Source organism: Brevibacterium picturae, from assembly GCF_030453725.1.
Lineage (GTDB): Bacteria > Actinomycetota > Actinomycetes > Actinomycetales > Brevibacteriaceae > Brevibacterium > Brevibacterium sandarakinum_A.
In genome coordinates this window covers 18,078-35,283 of sequence record NZ_JAKDJU010000013.1, presented here as the reverse complement: position 1 = coordinate 35,283, position 17,206 = coordinate 18,078, and the positions used below count along the sequence as shown (strand labels likewise).

Annotated in this window: 17 protein-coding genes; 5 read left to right on the top strand and 12 right to left on the bottom strand. The window is 60.3% G+C overall.

Annotated elements, in window-relative coordinates; all coding sequences use genetic code 11:
* Window positions 1-187 precede the first annotated feature (187 nt).
* On the bottom strand, window positions 188-1,378 hold the full coding sequence (locus L0G76_RS02950) for an McrC family protein (protein ID WP_164513803.1): 1,191 nt from the start codon (window positions 1,376-1,378) through the stop codon (window positions 188-190).
* Window positions 1,379-1,383: 5 nt separating this feature from the next.
* On the bottom strand, window positions 1,384-4,137 hold the full coding sequence (locus tag L0G76_RS02945) for an McrB family protein (protein ID WP_096158555.1): 2,754 nt from the start codon (window positions 4,135-4,137) through the stop codon (window positions 1,384-1,386).
* Between the two features lie 334 nt (window positions 4,138-4,471).
* Between L0G76_RS02945 and L0G76_RS02940 the strand changes: the two genes are divergently transcribed.
* On the top strand, window positions 4,472-5,179 hold the full coding sequence (locus tag L0G76_RS02940) for a DUF6308 family protein (protein ID WP_146001476.1): 708 nt from the start codon (window positions 4,472-4,474) through the stop codon (window positions 5,177-5,179).
* A 27-nt stretch (window positions 5,180-5,206) separates the two neighbouring features.
* On the opposite strand, the gene L0G76_RS02935 is transcribed toward L0G76_RS02940, so the two are convergent.
* A complete protein-coding gene (locus L0G76_RS02935; RefSeq protein WP_096158967.1) occupies window positions 5,207-5,902 on the bottom strand; it encodes a response regulator transcription factor in 696 nt (231 codons plus the stop codon).
* Between the two features lie 47 nt (window positions 5,903-5,949).
* Complete coding sequence (locus tag L0G76_RS02930) at window positions 5,950-7,383, bottom strand: sensor histidine kinase (protein WP_241211589.1); 1,434 nt, start codon at window positions 7,381-7,383, stop codon at window positions 5,950-5,952.
* Window positions 7,384-7,599: 216 nt separating this feature from the next.
* Between L0G76_RS02930 and L0G76_RS02925 the strand changes: the two genes are divergently transcribed.
* A complete protein-coding gene (locus L0G76_RS02925) occupies window positions 7,600-8,307 on the top strand; it encodes an Ltp family lipoprotein (RefSeq protein WP_226829474.1) in 708 nt (235 codons plus the stop codon).
* A gap of 51 nt (window positions 8,308-8,358) precedes the next feature.
* Here the strand turns inward: L0G76_RS02925 and L0G76_RS02920 are convergent, their stop codons facing one another.
* The 6 genes from L0G76_RS02920 to L0G76_RS02895 form a co-directional block, all read right to left on the bottom strand.
* Window positions 8,359-9,147 (bottom strand): fructosamine kinase family protein, encoded by a 789-nt coding sequence (locus L0G76_RS02920; protein ID WP_304355846.1) that lies wholly within the window; start codon window positions 9,145-9,147, stop codon window positions 8,359-8,361.
* Window positions 9,148-9,219: 72 nt separating this feature from the next.
* Window positions 9,220-10,500, bottom strand: a complete 1,281-nt coding sequence (locus L0G76_RS02915) for an ATP-binding protein (RefSeq protein ID WP_304355845.1) — start codon at window positions 10,498-10,500, stop codon at window positions 9,220-9,222.
* Window positions 10,501-10,667: 167 nt separating this feature from the next.
* Window positions 10,668-12,122 (bottom strand): dihydrolipoyl dehydrogenase family protein, encoded by a 1,455-nt coding sequence (locus tag L0G76_RS02910; protein ID WP_304355844.1) that lies wholly within the window; start codon window positions 12,120-12,122, stop codon window positions 10,668-10,670.
* 15 nt (window positions 12,123-12,137) lie between these two features.
* Window positions 12,138-13,040, bottom strand: coding sequence for a macrolide 2'-phosphotransferase (locus L0G76_RS02905; protein ID WP_009884923.1), 903 nt, complete (start codon window positions 13,038-13,040; stop codon window positions 12,138-12,140).
* Window positions 13,041-13,084: 44 nt separating this feature from the next.
* Window positions 13,085-13,825, bottom strand: a complete 741-nt coding sequence (locus L0G76_RS02900; RefSeq protein ID WP_009884922.1) for a DUF998 domain-containing protein — start codon at window positions 13,823-13,825, stop codon at window positions 13,085-13,087.
* A gap of 311 nt (window positions 13,826-14,136) precedes the next feature.
* On the bottom strand, window positions 14,137-14,820 hold the full coding sequence (locus L0G76_RS02895) for a hypothetical protein (protein WP_304355843.1): 684 nt from the start codon (window positions 14,818-14,820) through the stop codon (window positions 14,137-14,139).
* 334 nt (window positions 14,821-15,154) lie between these two features.
* Between L0G76_RS02895 and L0G76_RS02890 the strand changes: the two genes are divergently transcribed.
* On the top strand, window positions 15,155-15,298 hold the full coding sequence (locus L0G76_RS02890) for a GPGG-motif small membrane protein (RefSeq protein ID WP_009884920.1): 144 nt from the start codon (window positions 15,155-15,157) through the stop codon (window positions 15,296-15,298).
* A 97-nt stretch (window positions 15,299-15,395) separates the two neighbouring features.
* On the opposite strand, the gene L0G76_RS02885 is transcribed toward L0G76_RS02890, so the two are convergent.
* Together L0G76_RS02885 and L0G76_RS02880 are read right to left on the bottom strand one after the other, a co-directional pair.
* Window positions 15,396-15,503: an Ltp family lipoprotein gene (locus tag L0G76_RS02885; RefSeq protein ID WP_226829475.1), complete on the bottom strand. Its 108-nt coding sequence runs from the start codon at window positions 15,501-15,503 to the stop codon at window positions 15,396-15,398.
* Window positions 15,500-15,826 (bottom strand): hypothetical protein, encoded by a 327-nt coding sequence (locus L0G76_RS02880; RefSeq protein WP_304355842.1) that lies wholly within the window; start codon window positions 15,824-15,826, stop codon window positions 15,500-15,502. The genes L0G76_RS02885 and L0G76_RS02880 overlap by 4 nt, the downstream gene beginning before the upstream one ends.
* Before the next feature lie 192 nt (window positions 15,827-16,018).
* On the opposite strand from L0G76_RS02880, the gene L0G76_RS02875 reads away from it, so the two are divergent.
* Both L0G76_RS02875 and L0G76_RS02870 read left to right on the top strand, forming a co-directional pair.
* Complete coding sequence (locus tag L0G76_RS02875; protein WP_009884917.1) at window positions 16,019-16,480, top strand: nuclear transport factor 2 family protein; 462 nt, start codon at window positions 16,019-16,021, stop codon at window positions 16,478-16,480.
* Window positions 16,481-16,551: 71 nt separating this feature from the next.
* On the top strand, window positions 16,552-17,181 hold the full coding sequence (locus L0G76_RS02870) for an HD domain-containing protein (protein WP_009884916.1): 630 nt from the start codon (window positions 16,552-16,554) through the stop codon (window positions 17,179-17,181).
* Window positions 17,182-17,206: the final 25 nt, after the last annotated feature.

Here is a 17,206-nt window from a genome sequence, read left to right as displayed (position 1 = left end):
TGTCGATCTACCTCGTAGGGATGTCCGTGATCTCGCTGGTCGCTGTGTCCCTGGTGAAGGATCGGAAGGGGATTGATCTGTCCGTGGGGAATGAGGCGGAGCAGACTCGTGGGGTTTGGCGGGGTGGGCGTCGGTAAGTTCTCCCTGGATACTCTAGCTTTGCACACACCTGAAACTCTGACTGTTGCTAATAAAATTGTCGAGCGCGATTCGCGCCGTTGCGGATCTCGTCTGCCAGCGCGGTGATCTCCTTGTTGACCTGTTCTGGAGACCCTGTGAGGTCGATTGATCGAAGGACAAGTCTCTTCCCAGCATTTGTCACTGTCACGGTTCGACGTTCGCTGTCGCCCTGACGCCGGCAATAGATCAGCATGCCTTCGGGCAAGCCAATTGCGGTCGTGTAGGCGAGTAGCTGGTAATAGTCGTTGCTTCTGCCGCGGGCGTTCTCAGCCAATTTGTATTTGATATCGCCTACGTACCGAGCTCGACCTGCGCTGTCGCGAAATTCGAGGTCCGGTCTCATTGTGACCTGTTGCCCTGCATCTAGGTGGACTATCGGTTCGTCCACGACATCAACTTTGCCACGGAGTGTTCTGCGTAGACGTTCGGTCAGAAACCGCTGGAACAGGTCGTTCATATCGACCATGAACGACGACGCGGACGTCGAACCGCCTGCATCTGTGAGGGTGAGATTGGAAAGTATGAGGCGGGCTAATCCGAGCATTGGCTCATAGTGCTGATTCAATCGTGTGAAGTAGATGGAATCGACCATTTTTGCATTCACAGGTGAGTCGGACACTCCTTCTAGCGCCACGAGCTGTCGCATCAGTCGTTGCCGTTCGCCTGGATCCACCCTTGGCACGCGTAGTGCAAGCCGTAAAGCTGCCCGAGTCACTCGATTCTCGACTATGTCCTCTGAAAAATCATCGAAGGTGCACGAGACGGGAGTCAGGACTCCTGCACGTTTGAACTGCTGGGACACATCGAGCCGACCTCGTAATGCGACCAGTGGCTCTTGTCGAGATTCGTAGGCTCTGAGGATTCCTCGCCCGAGAGTGGTCTCGACAGTCCTCGCAAAGAACGCAACCACTGACGGTAATAAGTCGGAAGTGCTGTCATAGGAAAAAGCTTCCTTCCTCCAGGCGTTCGGCGGCAGGCCGGGCTCTAAGAGAAGAAAGAGGTTCTCAGGATTGATCTTCGGGCGGATCAGGAGTTCCACTCCGTCTACCACAAGAGACCCGACATACGACGACGCAGTAACCTTCCACCTACCGTCGAGAGCAGGCACCACTTCGACATAACCAGTACTCTGGAGGCTCGCTGCCTGCTCGCGGCTCAGCTTCAAGTTGATTGAGCCGTATTCTGAAAGAATCGGCACGGTCTTCAGTCCTCTCGCTCGTCGCTGTCCTGAGTCTCGTCGATGGACTCCTCCGCCAGATACTTAAATCTGTTCCAGACTTTCGGGAATCGGAAGTACTCGATTTGAGTTGCATCACCGAAGAATTGGTCCTCAATGAAAGGCTCAATATCGTACTGCCAGATGCGGCGTACTGCCTCCTGATCAAGGGCGTGCTTCATGAAGTGGCTGGGCCCAAGTTGCAGGTGTGGGCCTCCTAGCGCGCGTTCTAACTCATCGTTTACCTGAGCAACGAGCTCACCTACCCAGGCTGGCTCACCCTCGCGTCTGAGCCAGCGGTCAAGGAGGTCCCTCATCGGTCCCTGGTTCGGAAAAAATGGAACAAAGTGGAACCGGCGGCGAAGAGCCGCATCGATTAGCGCGACAGATCGATCTGCGGTGTTCATCGTGCCGATGAACCAAATGTCCTTGGAGAGTTCGAACGGATCATCCGGCCGGTAGAGAGTGCGAACTGGAGTGTCCCTGTACTCAAGGAGGAATAGCAGCTCGCCGAGAACCTTGGGAAGATTGGCCCTGTTGATCTCATCGATGATCATCAGATGGCGCCGACCAGGTGCTTCATTTGAGCGGGCCGCAAGTTCCGCGAGCGGTCCCTTCTGTAAACGGTAAATCATCGTTCCGTTGGCATCTGTATCTGGGCGATAACCCTCGAAGAAGTCCTCGTACGAGGTCGATGGGTGGAACTGAACGATAGGTCGTCGCTCAGTATCGTTAACTAGTGTTTCAGCCAACTTGCGCGCGAAGTAGGTTTTTCCAGTTCCAGGTGGGCCATAGAACACGACCTGCTTCTTGTCCTCCAGGAGAGCTACAACATCGGCGACGAACTCACGATCGACTAGGAGCTCATCAGCTAGCTCATCTAGCGGGTCAACGTCAGGTTCAGTGACTGGTTCAACATCGCGTTCTGCAAGCCAGTAGAGGAAGACTCCGGCGGCCAACGGATCTCCAGGAAAATAGCGATCAAGATATGACCTTAGCGAATCGTTGGATTCGACTTGGCTCTGTCCTCGAGAGTCCGAATTTGGGGTAGGAAGATCTAATAGCTTAAGCATCTTCAATTTTCCCTTCGGGCCACCGTAGGGATAGACCGTAATGAACTGCTCAGGATGGGTGATCGCGAGAAGTTTCATTATGACTGATTCACCGAGCCCCCTGACGCGTAACACACTGTCCTCAAGGACCCTGTCGATGCGTTTCGCTGGTGGTTCATCACCCCAACATATGTATGAGAACGTTTCGATGATCCGACGATGTTCGGCGTCGTCTGCGTCACGAATGCTTGTGTTGAGTGTGGACATTGGGCCGGTGCTGCCGTAGCGTCCAGAATTCCAAATTCGACGTATATCTGTTGGGTCTGCGATCGCAAGTTCGTCGGGGTCTAGAAGCTTGGCGAAATCACGACGGTCAGCTTTGTCCTGTTCGTGCCCTGGAGTTGGGTAGCCAGTCGAGGAGACAAATTCTGCTACTTTATCGGTCAATTCGTGATCGATTTCGGCAGTCTCAACTTCGCCATTCAATTTGGCCATGAGGGGTGCCAATTCGTTCGCTGCTTTCAGGATCTCAGTCGGCAAATGCAGTGAAGCGAATTTGGTCCTGTCGAACCATCGGGCGTAAATGACTTCACCGGTGCCGCCACCGTAAAAGCCTACATCCTGGCCGTTGCGTGATGCGCCGCCTGCAAGGACTTCGTAGCCTGGTACCGGAAGGCTGTCGATCGTAGCTAGTGCCCTGTCGGTAGCCTGCGATTCTGCATCCGGATATGGTCTTAGACCAATCGCGACTCCACGACCGTTAAGCCATATACGAACTGCCAATCCATAGGCGCCGGGAACTCGCCAATCGACCCAGAAATCTCCACGCGGCCATGTTTCATCCCACTTCAGAGCGGGCTTTCGTGCCTTCAGGGTGCGACCGGTCGCTTCGGAAACGACTGACTCTAGAGACGATCCGATGTGCTGGGCGACGCCCACTAGTGCTCTTGCATTGACCAAGTAGAGCGCGGGGTCATCACTTTCTTTCTTTGCTCCCTCACGTAGTGCGGCGCGGTCGCAGAGAACCTCGTCAATAATCACGGGACGTTCATCAGCCCACCATCCCGCGACCTGTTCGAAACGAAGTGGGTCGCCATCAAGATTCATCGCGAATTGGTAGAGATCTGCATACCGATCGCCTTGGTCTTCGTAGTCGGAGATTCCGGTGCAGTACTCGACGTATTCTGTCGATTTGGGCCAGGCTACAGGCCAGCGCTTAGGGCCTTCCAATCCCCAGTAATACGACGCGACGAACGGAGCTCGCTTAGAGCTGGGGTGCGAACCAACTCGAATTGTCTGGAGATGATCGGCGAGGAGTCGGATCTTTCGCATAGCGTCGTTGAGGTCGGCAGGTATCGACAGGACATTGAGCAGTACGGTGACCGCTTCGTCTGGATCGGGAGACATCTTATTGATTTGGTTGACCGTCATCTGTCCTGCTGCTCCAGCGAAGCCAGAATCGAAGCTACGCACCCACCGATCAGTCCCTGCCTGGAACGCGCTGAGATCACGAGAGCGACGCAGAGATTCTAGAAACGGCTGGGCCTCGGTAGCATGCGGAGCAATTCGTCGGTCGCGCCACGACTCTTCGTCACCTCTGACTTCTGTGTTGAAGCGCGCGACGTGAGCTTGGTGCCAGCGGAGTCGGAAATCGCGCTCGCGGACTTCGAAGTCTTCGCGATCAGTCATGTCCTACCACCTCAATTTTAGGGAAGTCTTTCTCCGAGTCTATGGCTGGGACTCGGCAGAAGTCGTCCTGATTGGTGAATAGATCTACTGATCTTGTCGACTGGGTCGATGCTACCTGCGAATACTCTTGGGCCTCGATCTGATCGACTCGGTTAACTCGAAACTGTGACTCCAGTTCATCAGATGTGAAGTAAGGCGAGGTCGAAGACGATATTTGTGGGCGGTGGCGCCGCCATTGGGAAGCTAAATGTGCAATCTGAGGCATTCGCGGAGCTGACCTCTTATTGGATGGCGTCTGAGCTGCTAGAAAGACTTGATTGAGGAGGCAACCGAATTGAGTGAAAATCAGTTTCCAGTCCTGCCGGAGGGGGCTCTTACTGCGGCGAAGGAGCAGACTTTGGCAGCTTTGCGGGATCCGGAGAGCCCGAAGCGAGTCCTGCAGTACTTCGACCCGCAAACAAATTGCGCGGGAGCGACGTTTGCCGGACTCGAACCACACGACCAGTCAGCGATTACAGCGACCGATCTTCTCGCAGTAACTACCTTGGCGATTGATATCCCAGTTCTTGCGATTCGCCGGTTCTTGGAAGATGACAATTTAATGTCGTCGATCGAGGCCACTTTGAAGGCGCTGCCTAAGCATGCGCTTGAAGAGACAACTGAGGCGGACTTTGCCGCCATGGCCGTGTTTTATGACCTGGTGAAAGCATCATTGGCGAGAGCTGGGTCCCGATCGTCGAATTCGTGGGTGACTTCGAGCAAAACTACTGCGAGGAAACGTCCGGACCTGTTCCCGGTCAGAGACAACGATGTGTGTAAATTCCTGCGCATAGATCGTCTTGGCGACCGGGCCAAAGATTGGGTTGTCTTCCGCGAACTAATGCGAGACGAAGCCATTCGTAGTGAGCTCGACGGAGTGATAGCGAAGGTGAACGAGCTGAACGTCGAGAGCCGATCGGTACTCGACAAAGAACCACTCCGACTCCTCGACGTTGTCCTTTGGACTGCGGCACGCCGATGCGTGCGCGGTTCCAATATTTAGGAGATCGAAGTCTGCAGCGACGCTGGCCTAGAGTCCCTGTCCCGCCACCCCAACATTCCCCATCCGAGCCCGCTCCACGGCCACCGCAATATGAACCCGATTGCTCGTGTCCAGCTTGATGTTGATGCGGTTGAGGTGGGTCTTCACAGTGGCCGGGCTCATGAATGTGGCGTCAGCGATCTCCTGGTTCGACAGGCCCTGTGCCACGAGGATCGCGATCTCGAGCTCACGTTCGGTGAGGTCGGCCAGCATCTCCTCGGCCTCATGTTGCCGACGTTGGTCCTGATCGGTCGTCACCTTCGTGATCAGCTGCCGCATCGACCGAGGCGAGAGGATCGGCTCGCCGACGTGGACCTTGCGGATCGCCTCGGCGAGGGCGACTGGAGCAATGTCCTTGAGCAGATAACCTGCGGCACCGGCCTCGAGGGCACGGAAGAGGTAATCGTCGGTGTCGAAACTCGTCAACGCAACGACCTGGGGTGGTCGGACGCTGTTGGCGAGACGCTCGATAGCTTCGATGCCGCCGATTCCGGGCATCCGAATGTCCGTGAGCACGACATCGGGAAAATGAAGTGCCGCCTTGTCGAGCGCCTCTTCGCCGCTCGAGGCAGACCCCACAACCTCGATGTCTTCGGCAGGATGGAGGATCCCTGTGATCCCGGTGACGACCATCGGGTCGTCATCGACGACGATCACCCGGACCGGGGCAGCGTTCTGGCTCATGGTCGACACACTACCCGAGGGGTATGACATCGATAGTTCGTCCGGCTTCAGCCCTGACGTTCGAACGGTGGAAGCGTCACATCGACGAGGAATGAGCCGTCACGGACACCGATGAAGACCTCTCCGCCGAGCATTGCCACTCGTTCCCGAATTCCGACGAGTCCGGCGCCGGCACCTGTCGACGACAGAGACTGCTGAGCGCCAGGGTTGGCTGGACCTACGCGGGGCGCCGAGGTGGGGTAGGGCGGAATGCCGGGACCCGCCTCGGTGGTGGTGCGGGGTGGGTGGAAGCGCTGGGCCGACGGTTCAGCGGGATTGGCGATGACGACCCGGGCGCCGAGGTCGGCCGAGATCGTGACCTCGAGGGTGACCGGGGCACCCGGCGCATGCTTCATCGCATTCGTCAGTGATTCCTGGACGATTCGATACACCGCGCGGTCGAGGACCGTGGGTGCGCTCTCGACGTCCTGGATGATGATTGATGGCCGGATGATCGTGCCGGTGGCCTGCACCGAGGCGACCAGCTGCGGGATCGAACGCATCGAGGTCAGGCTTGGGGGAGTCGACGCCTCCTTCTGCGGACCGGCATTGGCCAACGTCCCCTCACGGACTCCGCCGACAAGATGCCGCAGGTCTTCCAGGGATGCATGGGCCTCCTGACGCAGCGCCGAGGCGGTCGAGGCGATACCGGGGTCATCGTTGCCGCCGACCTCGAGAGCACCGCTGTGCAAGGAGATGACCGAGAGACGGTGGGAGAGCGTGTCGTGGAGTTCGCGGGCGAGAAGTTCGCGCTCGGAGGTGCGAGCAAGTTCGGCGGAAAGGTTCTCACTGCGCCGAGACTGCCGTTGGGCGAAGGACTCGACGGCACGCATGCGACGCGTGCGGCGCAGCAGGAACCCGAATCCGAGGCTGATCGCCAGCCCCATGAGCCCGGCGATGACCGTGAGCATGTTCATCCCGAACACGGATTCCTCTGCGGGCAGTGAGCCATCGACCCCGGGAATCTGGTTCGGGTCCGAGAGGAAGAGAATGCCGAAGGGATTGTTCGCCGGACTCTGCAGGCACAGGCGGACCACCCCGACGGTGATCAGCAACGCCCCGATGGCCGTGGCGGTCAGCGCCTGTTTGCGCGGAGAGCGGACGAGGAGATGGAACAGGCCGATGAGCATGAGGGTTCCGTCGCCCCAGGCGGTGGCGAGCACCGCGCCGATGACGAAGGGAATCCACGGCCATCGATGCCGCGCGAAGACGGAGAGCCAGAGGAAGGCTGCCAGAAGTCCGAGGAGCACGCCGAGGGTGCTGAGCATGCCGGTGTCATCGAAGGCCGGTGGGAACGCGAGCAGCGCGAAGAAGGACAGCGGAACACCGAGGATCCACGCGACGGTGCCGACGAGGATGCGCACAACGATGCGCACCGTGCGGCGTGACCGTGAATCACGCAGGCGCTGCTGGCCCTGGGGCGGAAGAGGTTGGTCTGACACGAGAGCATCGTATCCTGCGGCGCAGACATACGTAGTCAATCGTTCGGCCAGACCGGGTCCACCGATCGGCTGGCAGAGTCTGGCCGACAGGTGGATTCGCCAATTGAAGAACTTCGACAGGCTGAGAGAGTCGAAATCCACGGCTCCGCTTGGTCAGCAGCGATGCATCGACCGCAGTCCTGCCCGGTCTCGGAGCCCATCACCTCAAGGAGTGAAATGTCGAACTATCAGGATCCACAGCAGGCAGGCCCCAGCTACCGTATGCCGCAGGTTCCCACCGGAAACCAGGAGCCCAGGGCTCCCCAATACTTTCCCCAGGTGCCACAGGGACAGAAGCCGGTGAAGGTCAAGAAGCCGCTGTTCAAACGATGGTGGTTCTGGGCGCTCGTGATCGTCGCGCTCATCATCATCGTCTCCGCCATCAACGGTGGCGGAGACGACGCACCGACGACCTCGGCGTCGCAGGAGCAGTCGGACGCGGCCTCGACCAGCGACGATGGTGCCGGCGACCCAGCGGAGGAGGCTGCCCCGGTCGCGGAAGAGCCGGCGGATGACGCCCCGGCGGAGGAAGCTCCTGTCGAAGAACAGGCACCGGCGGAAGAACCGGAACCGGAGGCCCCCGCTGAACACAGCTCGGCACTCAACCAGGCCGACACCTACGCCAACACGATGCACATGAGCAAGGCAGGGGTCTTCGACCAGCTGACGAGCGAATACGGTGGCCAATTCTCTGAAGACGCGGCACAGTACGCCGTGGACAACGTCGACGCAGATTGGAACGAGAACGCTCTGGAGTCGGCCAAGACCTACCAGGACGACATGTCGATGTCGCCCGATGCCATCCACGACCAGCTGACCAGCGAATACGGTGGGCAGTTCACTCAAGAGGAGGCGGACTACGCGATCGAAAACCTGAACAGCTGAAGGGCACTCACCCGCGGGCTCGGGGCATGGCGAAAGCGCTCCGAGCCCGCATCAGACTGCCAGGGCGCGAGCTCGGTCGCTGATCGCCTGTGCCGCATCAAGCGTCTGCCCGAGGAATCCTGCCCCGAATAGCTTGACGTGTGCAAGGAGGGCGAAGAAGTTGTGCACGGGAAGGTCGTCACGCCAGCCGACGGGCATCGGATGGACCGCCTCGTAGCCGGCGAAGATGTCATCGAGGAGCGGTGTGCCGAACAGCGCCAGCATCGCGAGGTCTTCGAGGCGGTGCCCACCATGGGCGGCAGGGTCGATGAGGGTGCAGCCGTCGGGCGTCCACATGAGGTTTCCGGCCCAGAGGTCTCCGTGGACTCGGGCGGGAGTCTCTGTTCCCTTTCCTGCGATCCCGTCGAAGGTGCCGCCGGCGATGGCGTTGATCGCCGAGGTGATGGTTTGGTTCTCGTCCTTCGACAGCTGATCGTCGATGTCGTTCGCCACAGGCTCCAACCGGGTCTCCACCCAGAACTCGGTGAACGACGCACATGATGCGACCTCAACCTCGAACGGAGAGTCGAGCGGACCGAACCACGCGGGCTCTGCCGGTGCCCAGCCGAATGCTGGGGCACCGGAGTCGTGGAGCAAGGCGAGCCGACGGCCGAAAGCGAAGGCCGAATGCGCATCCGGGGCGGTCTCTTCGACACGACCGAGACGCAGACTGGTCTTATCGTGATCGATGACGCTTACGACTGGCACGACATCGGGCTCGGCCAGCCATTCGAGACCGGCAGCCTCGGCGGCGAAGAATCCGCGCGGGGCACTGGTGCGTCGTTTGATGAATTCCGCCATGGCACCAGGGTAGTGGCTGGTGCGGTCGATTCACGCGCCATGCCACATCGCGTTTGGCGGTGCTGGTTCCAACTATGAGCCCAGAAGCGCGAGGGGAACCACAGCTACTCCATCCTGTCTGCGATAGGCGAACTTTCCGGATGTGACGACGATTTTGTCGATGAGCTCATCACCAATCTTCTCGTGCAGCCAATTGAGGTGACGAACGTCGGAATCATCGATTTCCGAGGCGAGCTTGATCTCTATTGCTACGACACGACCATCTGGACTCTCGACGATCAGATCTACTTCGTGATCTCCGGAGTGTGTCCTCAGATGACCTACCTGGTGACCGAACGGTGGGACATAGCAACGAACGCACAATGTGACGAGAGTCTCGAAGAGCGATCCGAGAAGGGGGCCATTCTTCAGGCTCCGATAGTTGCGGTTAGTGTCTGCACGCGTTCGGTTTCCGAGAAGAGACTCCGGAGTCGCGCGGAGGAGCCGTGCTGCAAGAGCCGGATCTGCGAGCTGATGTTTCGGCTTGTTTCCCAGTCTATTCAGTTCTCCGCCTTCGGGTGCCCAAGCGGGAATTTCGTCCAGCAGCCACAGCTGGGCGAGGGCTTCCCTGAAATCCCCTATGGTCGCGCGACTTGGGCGACTCTCCTTTGAAACGGCCGCCGCGATAGATTCGAAACTTGCAGTCGTTGAGGCAGCTGCGGCATAAGCACGGAGCCACGCGAGCAGTGCTTGTGGTCGCCTGAACATTGAACCGAGTGCGGGGACTTCCCGCTGCAGCGCATAAGTAAGGTAGGCATCGAGTTCGTCGGCCACCGTTGCTTCGGATCCGTGTCGGAGGGCAGGAAAACCCGAAGACACAATTTCGCGCACGTACGAGTCGAGAGACACATCAGTTGTTCCTTCGATGTCGACGCTGACGTCGGCAAGGATTTGACCGAGGCTTACCGATGGTTCGTCGAGGCGGCGCTCTGCCAGGGACATTGGGTACATGCGGAGCCGAACGATACGACCCGCACCAGTGTGGATCTGTGCGTCGTTGGTGTTCGCGCTGCCTGTGAGAAGAAAGCGACCCGGAGTACGGTCATGATCAACCTCTCGGCGGACGTGGTCCCAAATCGGCGGATCGTACTGCCACTCGTCTAAAAGGACTGGACGATCGGCTGAGCTGGTTCGACCACGGTCAGCGCGAAGGATTGCCAGTTCTTCAGGGTTATCCAATGTGAAGACAGACCCCGCCAGTCTTGATGCGGTCGCCGATTTCCCCACGGCCTTTGGCCCGTCTAAGGCAATGGCGGGGAATCTCTTCAGAGCGTCTGAAATGACTCCGTCAAGGATTCGTGGTTGATACTCCATGGACCAAGATTACAGTTTCGCTGTCACTTGTTGAACAGTTTCGCAGCTTTGAATCGTACAGTTTCGCTGTCACTTATTGAACTGCTGCGCCGAACTGTCGTTTTCATCAATAGGCAGTTGATCAGATTTGTACAAAGGGAAGCAACGGACTCAGGGGATCGGCGTCGTCACTCGCTGAGGGACAGCCGCAACCGCCGAGGCAGGCCCTCCAACAACGGCAGCCACAGTTCCGAGGCTGCGGGGAAGCTCGGAACCGCGTGGCGCAGCACATGCACGGGAAGGCCCCCGACGATCGCGACCGTCGCCGGATGGATCAGTTCGGCCGCCTCGGGTCCGACGAAGGTGGCTCCGAGGAGCAGACCCGAACGAGCGTCGACCACGATCTGTGCCGTTCCCTCGGCGTCATCGCGCAGCAGCGAGGTTCCGGCGCTGCTGTTGAACGGCAACTGAGAGACCTCGACCTCGTGCCCGTCCTTGCGGGCCTCGGCCTCGGTCATGCCCACAGAGGTGACCTGCGGATCGCTGTAGACGACTTGGGGGACCGGCACGTTCGCCGGGATGGACTCGGATTCCTCGCCTGTGGCGCTGGCCCGGATCTGTGCGCCGTGCACTCGTGCCTGGTACTTGCCCCAGTGAGTCAGGGGCGCATCGCCACTGGCATCCCCGACGGCATACAGCCATTCGGGCAAACGTCCGGCGGTGATGTCCTCGTCAGTGAGTCCCACGCTCTCGAGTCCGAGGTCGTTGAGTCGCGGTTGGCGCCCCGTCGCGACCAGGATCTCATCCGCCGTGACGGTGGATTCGCCGTCGGGGCCGATTGTCTGGACTGTGACCTGTCCGCCATGGATCCGGCCCAGCCCGGTGTCTTTGGCACTTGGACGGTAGCAGGCCTCCACCTTGGTCTCCCGGTCGATGATGACTCCCGCCTTTTCGAGTGCCTGGGCGAGGTGCTGTCCTGCGAACGGTTCCTGGCCGGACAGTAGGCCGTCGCCGCGCACGAGCATCCGCACGTTCGCACCGAGTGCTGCCATCCAGGTCGCGGCCTCCACCGCAACGACGCCGCCACCGACGATGAGCAACGACTCCGGCACTTCCCGGACGCCGGTAGCGTCGCGGGACAACCACGGTGCGACATCGACAAACGTCGACGGTACGGTTGGCTGAGAACCGGTGGCAATGACAACTGCGTGCCGAGCTTCTACGACGACCGGCTGGGGTTCGTTGATCAGGACTCGCCGTTCGCCGATCAGCTGTGCCTGTCCGCGTTCGACTCGCAGACCGGCGCCTTCGGCCCAGTCGATCTGGCCCGTGTCATCGTAATGAGAGACCCACTCATCGCGCCGCTGCATCAGCGCATCGGCATCGATGCGTGCGCCGTCGAGACCGTCCAGATGCTGTGTCGCGTGGGCAAGTTCGATGGGGCGCAGCATCGTCTTCGAAGGGATGCACGCATAGTACGAGCACTCGCCGCCCAGCAGCTCCTCCTCGATGATGAGCGCCTCGAGTTCAGAGTCTTCGGTCGCGTACTGGGCTGCGTTCTCACCGACCGGGCCGCCACCGATGACGATGACATCGGTGGTCAGAGTTTCAGCGTTGTCGGTGTTGACGTCTTCGGTACTCATATCAATCCTGCGCTTTCATGATTCGGTGGGGCCCAGCTGCGCTTTCGCAGCCTCAAGGTGATCACTGTCGCCGGTCTGCAGTGCGTAGAGTCCGAGCTCCACCGGCGAGGTGGAGAACAGCTCGGCGCAGTGCTCGGCGAATTTCGGCCAGACTCTGCCACCGTTGTCCACATAGCGTTTGACTGTCGCATCGAACGCCCGTGCTGAGACGCTGGCGTGGTGGAACATGAAATCCCTGGCCGGGTCGCCGATCGCGGCCGTCGTCCAGTCGAGGATGCTGAGATTCCTCGCCCCTGCCATGAGCTGATGCGCCGGATACACCTCACCGTGCGTCACGACCGTGAGCGTGGGCCAATAGGAGTCCTCGTCGAGCCACGCATTCCACCGATCACGCAGACTTCGGGCCACATCGAACTCGGCCACGACGCGAGCGATGTCATCGCGCTTGCGCTGCCGCACCTCGGCGGGGGAGTGCTCGGTGATGCCCGAGGCGCGAACAACCGCGGGAGCGACAGTGTGGAGCTCGGCGAGGAAATCGCCGAGGGACTGCGCATACTCGTCGGCTTCGACATCGAAGTGCCACTGCGGCTGACCCTGGTCATCGATCGTCAAACCCGGCTCACCGGGCAGGAGGGGATAGGCGATGAGTTCGGCGGTGTGGACCCGCCAATCGGGAACCGCGACGCTGAGATGGGGCGCAATCGCACTCAGGAAACGGCCCTCGACGGCGGCGCGATCGGTGACATCCGGGCGGCGGGGGATCCTCAGCACCCAGGACTGACCGTCGACCGCCTCGGCGATGGCGACCTGGAAGTCGAGGCCGAGCTCATTGACTGCGATGGTCTCGGGGACGATGTCGAGGCCATGGACCTGCGCAAGCTCGCGGATGGCTGTGGCATCAGTACTGGTGATCGGCATCGGGCTGCCTTTCCGGATCGGACTCGCTCCGTTGGGGTCTGACATCAGTTTAAGGCCGTGGCCGACCTGTCCGACAGTGGCGTGTGCGTGCGCAGTCTGCTGAGAAGGAGGGCTCCATATCCGATTTCCCACACGATGATCGCGTACATGCCGATGCGCTCCCACACCCCATCGGGAAGGACAGTCCGCGGCACGGCTCGTACATCGACCTGGAGCATGACGATGCCGAGAATCCCGATGAGGCCGATCACGACGCTGATGACACCGATGAGGCGGCTGGGACGGCCAAAGGAGCTGCGCCGGCTCAACAGCAGGGAGATGCCGACACAGATCGCGGTCAGGTGCCCACCGAGGAAGGCGAAGAGCGCGCCGAGGAGATGGACCCAGCCGAGGCCGAGCTCGTTGTTGTGCTGACCGCCGTTGACCACGGCAATGAGCACCATTCCCAGGGCATGGAAGAGGGCAAAGACAATGATCGGCAGTCGCAGTGGCAACCGTGAGCCGCGGACCATACATATGGACGCTGCGGCGAACAGCAGACCCTGGACCACGAAGACGATGTTGATGACCATGTGCAGCGGCGAATCAATGGCTCGATCGCCCAACATCTCGACGTCGGGCACGCCGAGGTCGCTGATGTAATTCATCGCATACGAATAGTGAGGGAATGCAGAGGCAGTGATGGCCTCGGCAAGGAGATAGACGATGCCGGCGAGAATCCAGCAGATCGCTGCAATGGTGGTCGAACGCGCAACCGCGGAAGCGTCGGATTGGATCTCACGCATGACGCCAATGGTAGACGGGGAGTTGGGATGCACAAGCCGTTTTGCCAGTGTGAATCGACCGACACGCCCCAAGTCGCAATCTGAATGCCCTTGTCAGGTGGGATACGCCGTGCAACTATGAATTCATCCTGTTGATCGGATCCAAATGATCAATGAGAACCGAATAGGCAGCAAGGAGAAAGCGCATGAGTACAACTACCATCATCTGGATAGTCGTTGCGATCGTCGTAGTTCTGATTGTCGTCGGCATCATTATCGCGGTCAGTCGTAAGGCCGCAGCTAAGAAGCGCGAACACCAGCGCAAGGAAGCATCACGGATCCGCCAGGAAAACGCCGAGTCCGAGCATGAAGTTCATGCTCGGGAAGCGGATGCCGAGCGCCGCAAAGCCGAAGCGAAGAAGGCCGATGCCGACGCCGAGGTCCAGGCCGCAGAAGCCAAGCGCAAAGCCGCCGAGGCGGAGAAGCTGGATGCCGATGCCGCCAAACGCGATCGTCTCGCGCGGGAGCAGCGCCTCGAGCACGAAGATCAGCTCAAGAAGGCCGATGAACTTGATCCCGACGTGGACGCCCACGGCAACCAGAAAGCCGCACCCGGTGCGGCCGCCGGTGCTGGTGCCGGAGCCGCTGCAGGCACCGGAGCAGCAGCTGCCGGAGACGGCCTGGGCGCAGACGAACGTCATCCCGACGCTCCACACGCAGCGCACGACGGTCGGCCCGTCGCCGATGACGGTCGACCGGTACCTGACGAGTCTCAGGCCGGCCAGGATGCCCGTATCGCCGACCAGCCGCGCCCGGTCGCTGACCAGCAGCGCCCCGTGGCCGAAGGTCAGCCAGAGCGTCCCATGGCCGACCAGCGCCCGGTTGCCGATCAGCGTCCGGTAGTCGCCGACCAGCAGCGTCCCGTTGCCGATCAGCGTCCGGTCGACAACGGCCAGCCCGTTGCTGACGGTCAACCTGTTGCTGACCAGCGGCCGGTTGCCGACCGCGATTCGCACGAGGCGGATTACGGAATGCGCTCCAGGCCGGCCGACCGCCCGGTTGTCGATGATCGTAGCGCGCCTCCTGCACCGGAAGGCGACCCGCGCTTTGCCGACGGTCAGGGGAAGCCCGGAGATGTCGACGGTGTGCGAGACCCTCGTGCTCCTGAAGACGACACCCGCTTGACCGATCGCAGCTATGATCCTCGAGCCACCGAACGGAGAACCTTCGAGGATCCGGACTCACCGCGGCATTGAAGCCGCGGCACTGAAGAAGGCACCCAAGCTCCGACAGGCTCATCACCCTGTCGGTGGAACACCCACTTTGAAACAACTGAGGAAGGTCAGGGCAATGGCTATTATTCTCTGGATCATCGCAGCACTGCTCGTCATTTCGGGCATCTTCGCAATTTTCCGTAAGCAGATCGTGTGGGGCATCATCCTCATCGTCATTGGTTGCCTTGTCGGACCAGGCGGAGTGAGCATCTTCACCTGACCTGCTGAGACACCAATGCGGCGCCTCAAACCCCGGGAAGGGTTGAGGCGCCGCAATGTATTGGCGTCACGCGTAGCCGTGGTCCGGCGGCCCGTGGTCAGCCATTGAGGTGATCGATCGCGTACTGCGCTGCATCTTCTGTGAACTGACCGCCGTATTCGCTCGTCAGCTGGTCGAAGATGCCGCCCTTGCTCATGTGCATCATGTCCGAATAGGTCTCTGCGGAAGTAGCGCGGAGGTATATTCAGCGGGAACACTGGACTCAGCCTCTTCCTCAGCGACAGGAGCTTCTTCTTCGACGGGAGCCTCCTCCACGGGCTTCTCCTCCGGTGCCTCGTCTGCAACAGCATCTTCGACGGGCTCTTCGATCGCCGCAGGCTCGGCCTCGACGCTCGGGGCGGGATCCGCGATCTGTGTTGTGGCCGTCGGCTTCGGTGACAGTGCACCGATGAGGATTCCCAGGGCGATGACGGCACCGGTGACGATCCAGGCACGTTTCTTGTGCTTCTGGTAGCCGTTGAGCGGCATGCCCTGCTTGTCCCTCTGCGCACCGGACAGCGTGAGGATGAGGTCGACGAGGACCCGGATGCCGAGTCCGCCGAGGAGCCAAGCGAAAAGCCATGTTGCGATGAACGACTTCTGCCCTGCTCCACGTCCTTCTCAGGGCGGGTCTAAGGTGGCTAGTGACTCCCGTTGTCACCCGAACCGAGAGGAATCATCATGTCCCAGGCGCGCCCGCCTTTCCCGCCGTTCACTGCCGAGACCGCCGCACAGAAGGTCCAGGGTGCTGAGGATGCGTGGAACTCCCGCGATCCGCAGAAGGTCTCCCTCGCGTACACCCCGGATTCGGTGTGGCGCAATCGCGACGAGTTCCTCTCCGGTCGTGAGGAGATCATCGCATTCTTGACCAGGAAGTGGGAGCGCGAACTCGACTATGCGCTGCGCAAGACCCTGTGGTCATTCAGCGACGACCGCATCGCTGTGCGTTTCCAGTACGAATGGCACGACGCTGCGGGCCAGTGGTGGCGCAGCTACGGCAACGAGCTGTGGGAATTCACCGCCGACGGTCTCATGTCACGTCGGGAGGCGAGTATCAATGACGTCACCATCACCGAGGCGCAGCGCCGCATCGTCGGTCCGCGCCCCACCGAGGAGCACGGAATGGACATCGATCTGCGCTGACGGCGGGCCACCTCGGCGGTGGTGCAGCAACGTCATGCGGTGCAACGAAAGAAGAGAGACGGACGAAACTGATGACAACGAGCTCGCACCTGCAGTTGCGCGATCTCAAAGCCCCTGACAGCCGGGCGTCAATCGCAGCATACGAACTGGCGGCTGACTATCACTCGCCTGCGTTGCTCAACCACGTGTTGCGGTCATGGCACTGGGCGCGTGGCTTTGCCGCAATGGAAAGTCGATCCACCTTCGATGACGAGCTTCTCTATGTAGCCGCACTGCTTCATGACATCGGAATCGCCGAGCCATTCGACAACCACACTTTGTCGTACGAGGAAGCCGGCGGTCACATCGCCGTTGCGCTGACGACGGGAGCCGGATGGCCCAGAGATCGGCGTGTACGCGCCAAAGATGTCATTGTCCGGCACAACTGGGCAGCCGTGGACCCGTCGACCGACCTCGAAGGGTATCTGCTCGAGGCTGGCACGGCTCTCGATATCACCGGCGCCCGATCGGGGGACCTGCCCTCGAGCTTCGTCAACGAGGTCCTCAAGAAATATCCGCGCCTGACAGTTGCCCACGAGTTCACCGCCTGCGTGAGCGCCCAGGCCGAACGCAAACCCTCGACCGCTGCTCAGCGCATTGTCGATAGCGGCCTCGAGCAGAAGATGCTCAAGCACCCGTTTGAGGCAGCACGTTCGGAGTAGTGCGGTTGCCTCAAATGGGTGCGTG

Bases quoted from the DNA above. Each gene is read 5' to 3' on its own strand.
- L0G76_RS02905 (WP_009884923.1), bottom strand. From the start codon at position 13,040: ATGCCGATCACCAGTACTGATGCCACAGCCATCCGCGAGCTTGCGCAG.
- L0G76_RS02890 (WP_009884920.1), top strand. From the start codon at position 15,155: ATGGCTATTATTCTCTGGATCATCGCAGCACTGCTCGTCATTTCGGGC.
- L0G76_RS02910 (WP_304355844.1), bottom strand. From the start codon at position 12,122: ATGAGTACCGAAGACGTCAACACCGACAACGCTGAAACTCTGACCACC.
- L0G76_RS02870 (WP_009884916.1), top strand. From the start codon at position 16,552: ATGACAACGAGCTCGCACCTGCAGTTGCGCGATCTCAAAGCCCCTGAC.
- L0G76_RS02915 (WP_304355845.1), bottom strand. From the start codon at position 10,500: ATGGAGTATCAACCACGAATCCTTGACGGAGTCATTTCAGACGCTCTG.
- L0G76_RS02900 (WP_009884922.1), bottom strand. From the start codon at position 13,825: ATGCGTGAGATCCAATCCGACGCTTCCGCGGTTGCGCGTTCGACCACC.
- L0G76_RS02945 (WP_096158555.1), bottom strand. From the start codon at position 4,137: ATGACTGATCGCGAAGACTTCGAAGTCCGCGAGCGCGATTTCCGACTC.
- L0G76_RS02925 (WP_226829474.1), top strand. From the start codon at position 7,600: ATGTCGAACTATCAGGATCCACAGCAGGCAGGCCCCAGCTACCGTATG.
- L0G76_RS02875 (WP_009884917.1), top strand. From the start codon at position 16,019: ATGTCCCAGGCGCGCCCGCCTTTCCCGCCGTTCACTGCCGAGACCGCC.
- L0G76_RS02935 (WP_096158967.1), bottom strand. From the start codon at position 5,902: ATGAGCCAGAACGCTGCCCCGGTCCGGGTGATCGTCGTCGATGACGAC.
- L0G76_RS02885 (WP_226829475.1), bottom strand. From the start codon at position 15,503: ATGATGCACATGAGCAAGGGCGGCATCTTCGACCAGCTGACGAGCGAA.
- L0G76_RS02920 (WP_304355846.1), bottom strand. From the start codon at position 9,147: ATGGCGGAATTCATCAAACGACGCACCAGTGCCCCGCGCGGATTCTTC.
- L0G76_RS02880 (WP_304355842.1), bottom strand. From the start codon at position 15,826: ATGCCGCTCAACGGCTACCAGAAGCACAAGAAACGTGCCTGGATCGTC.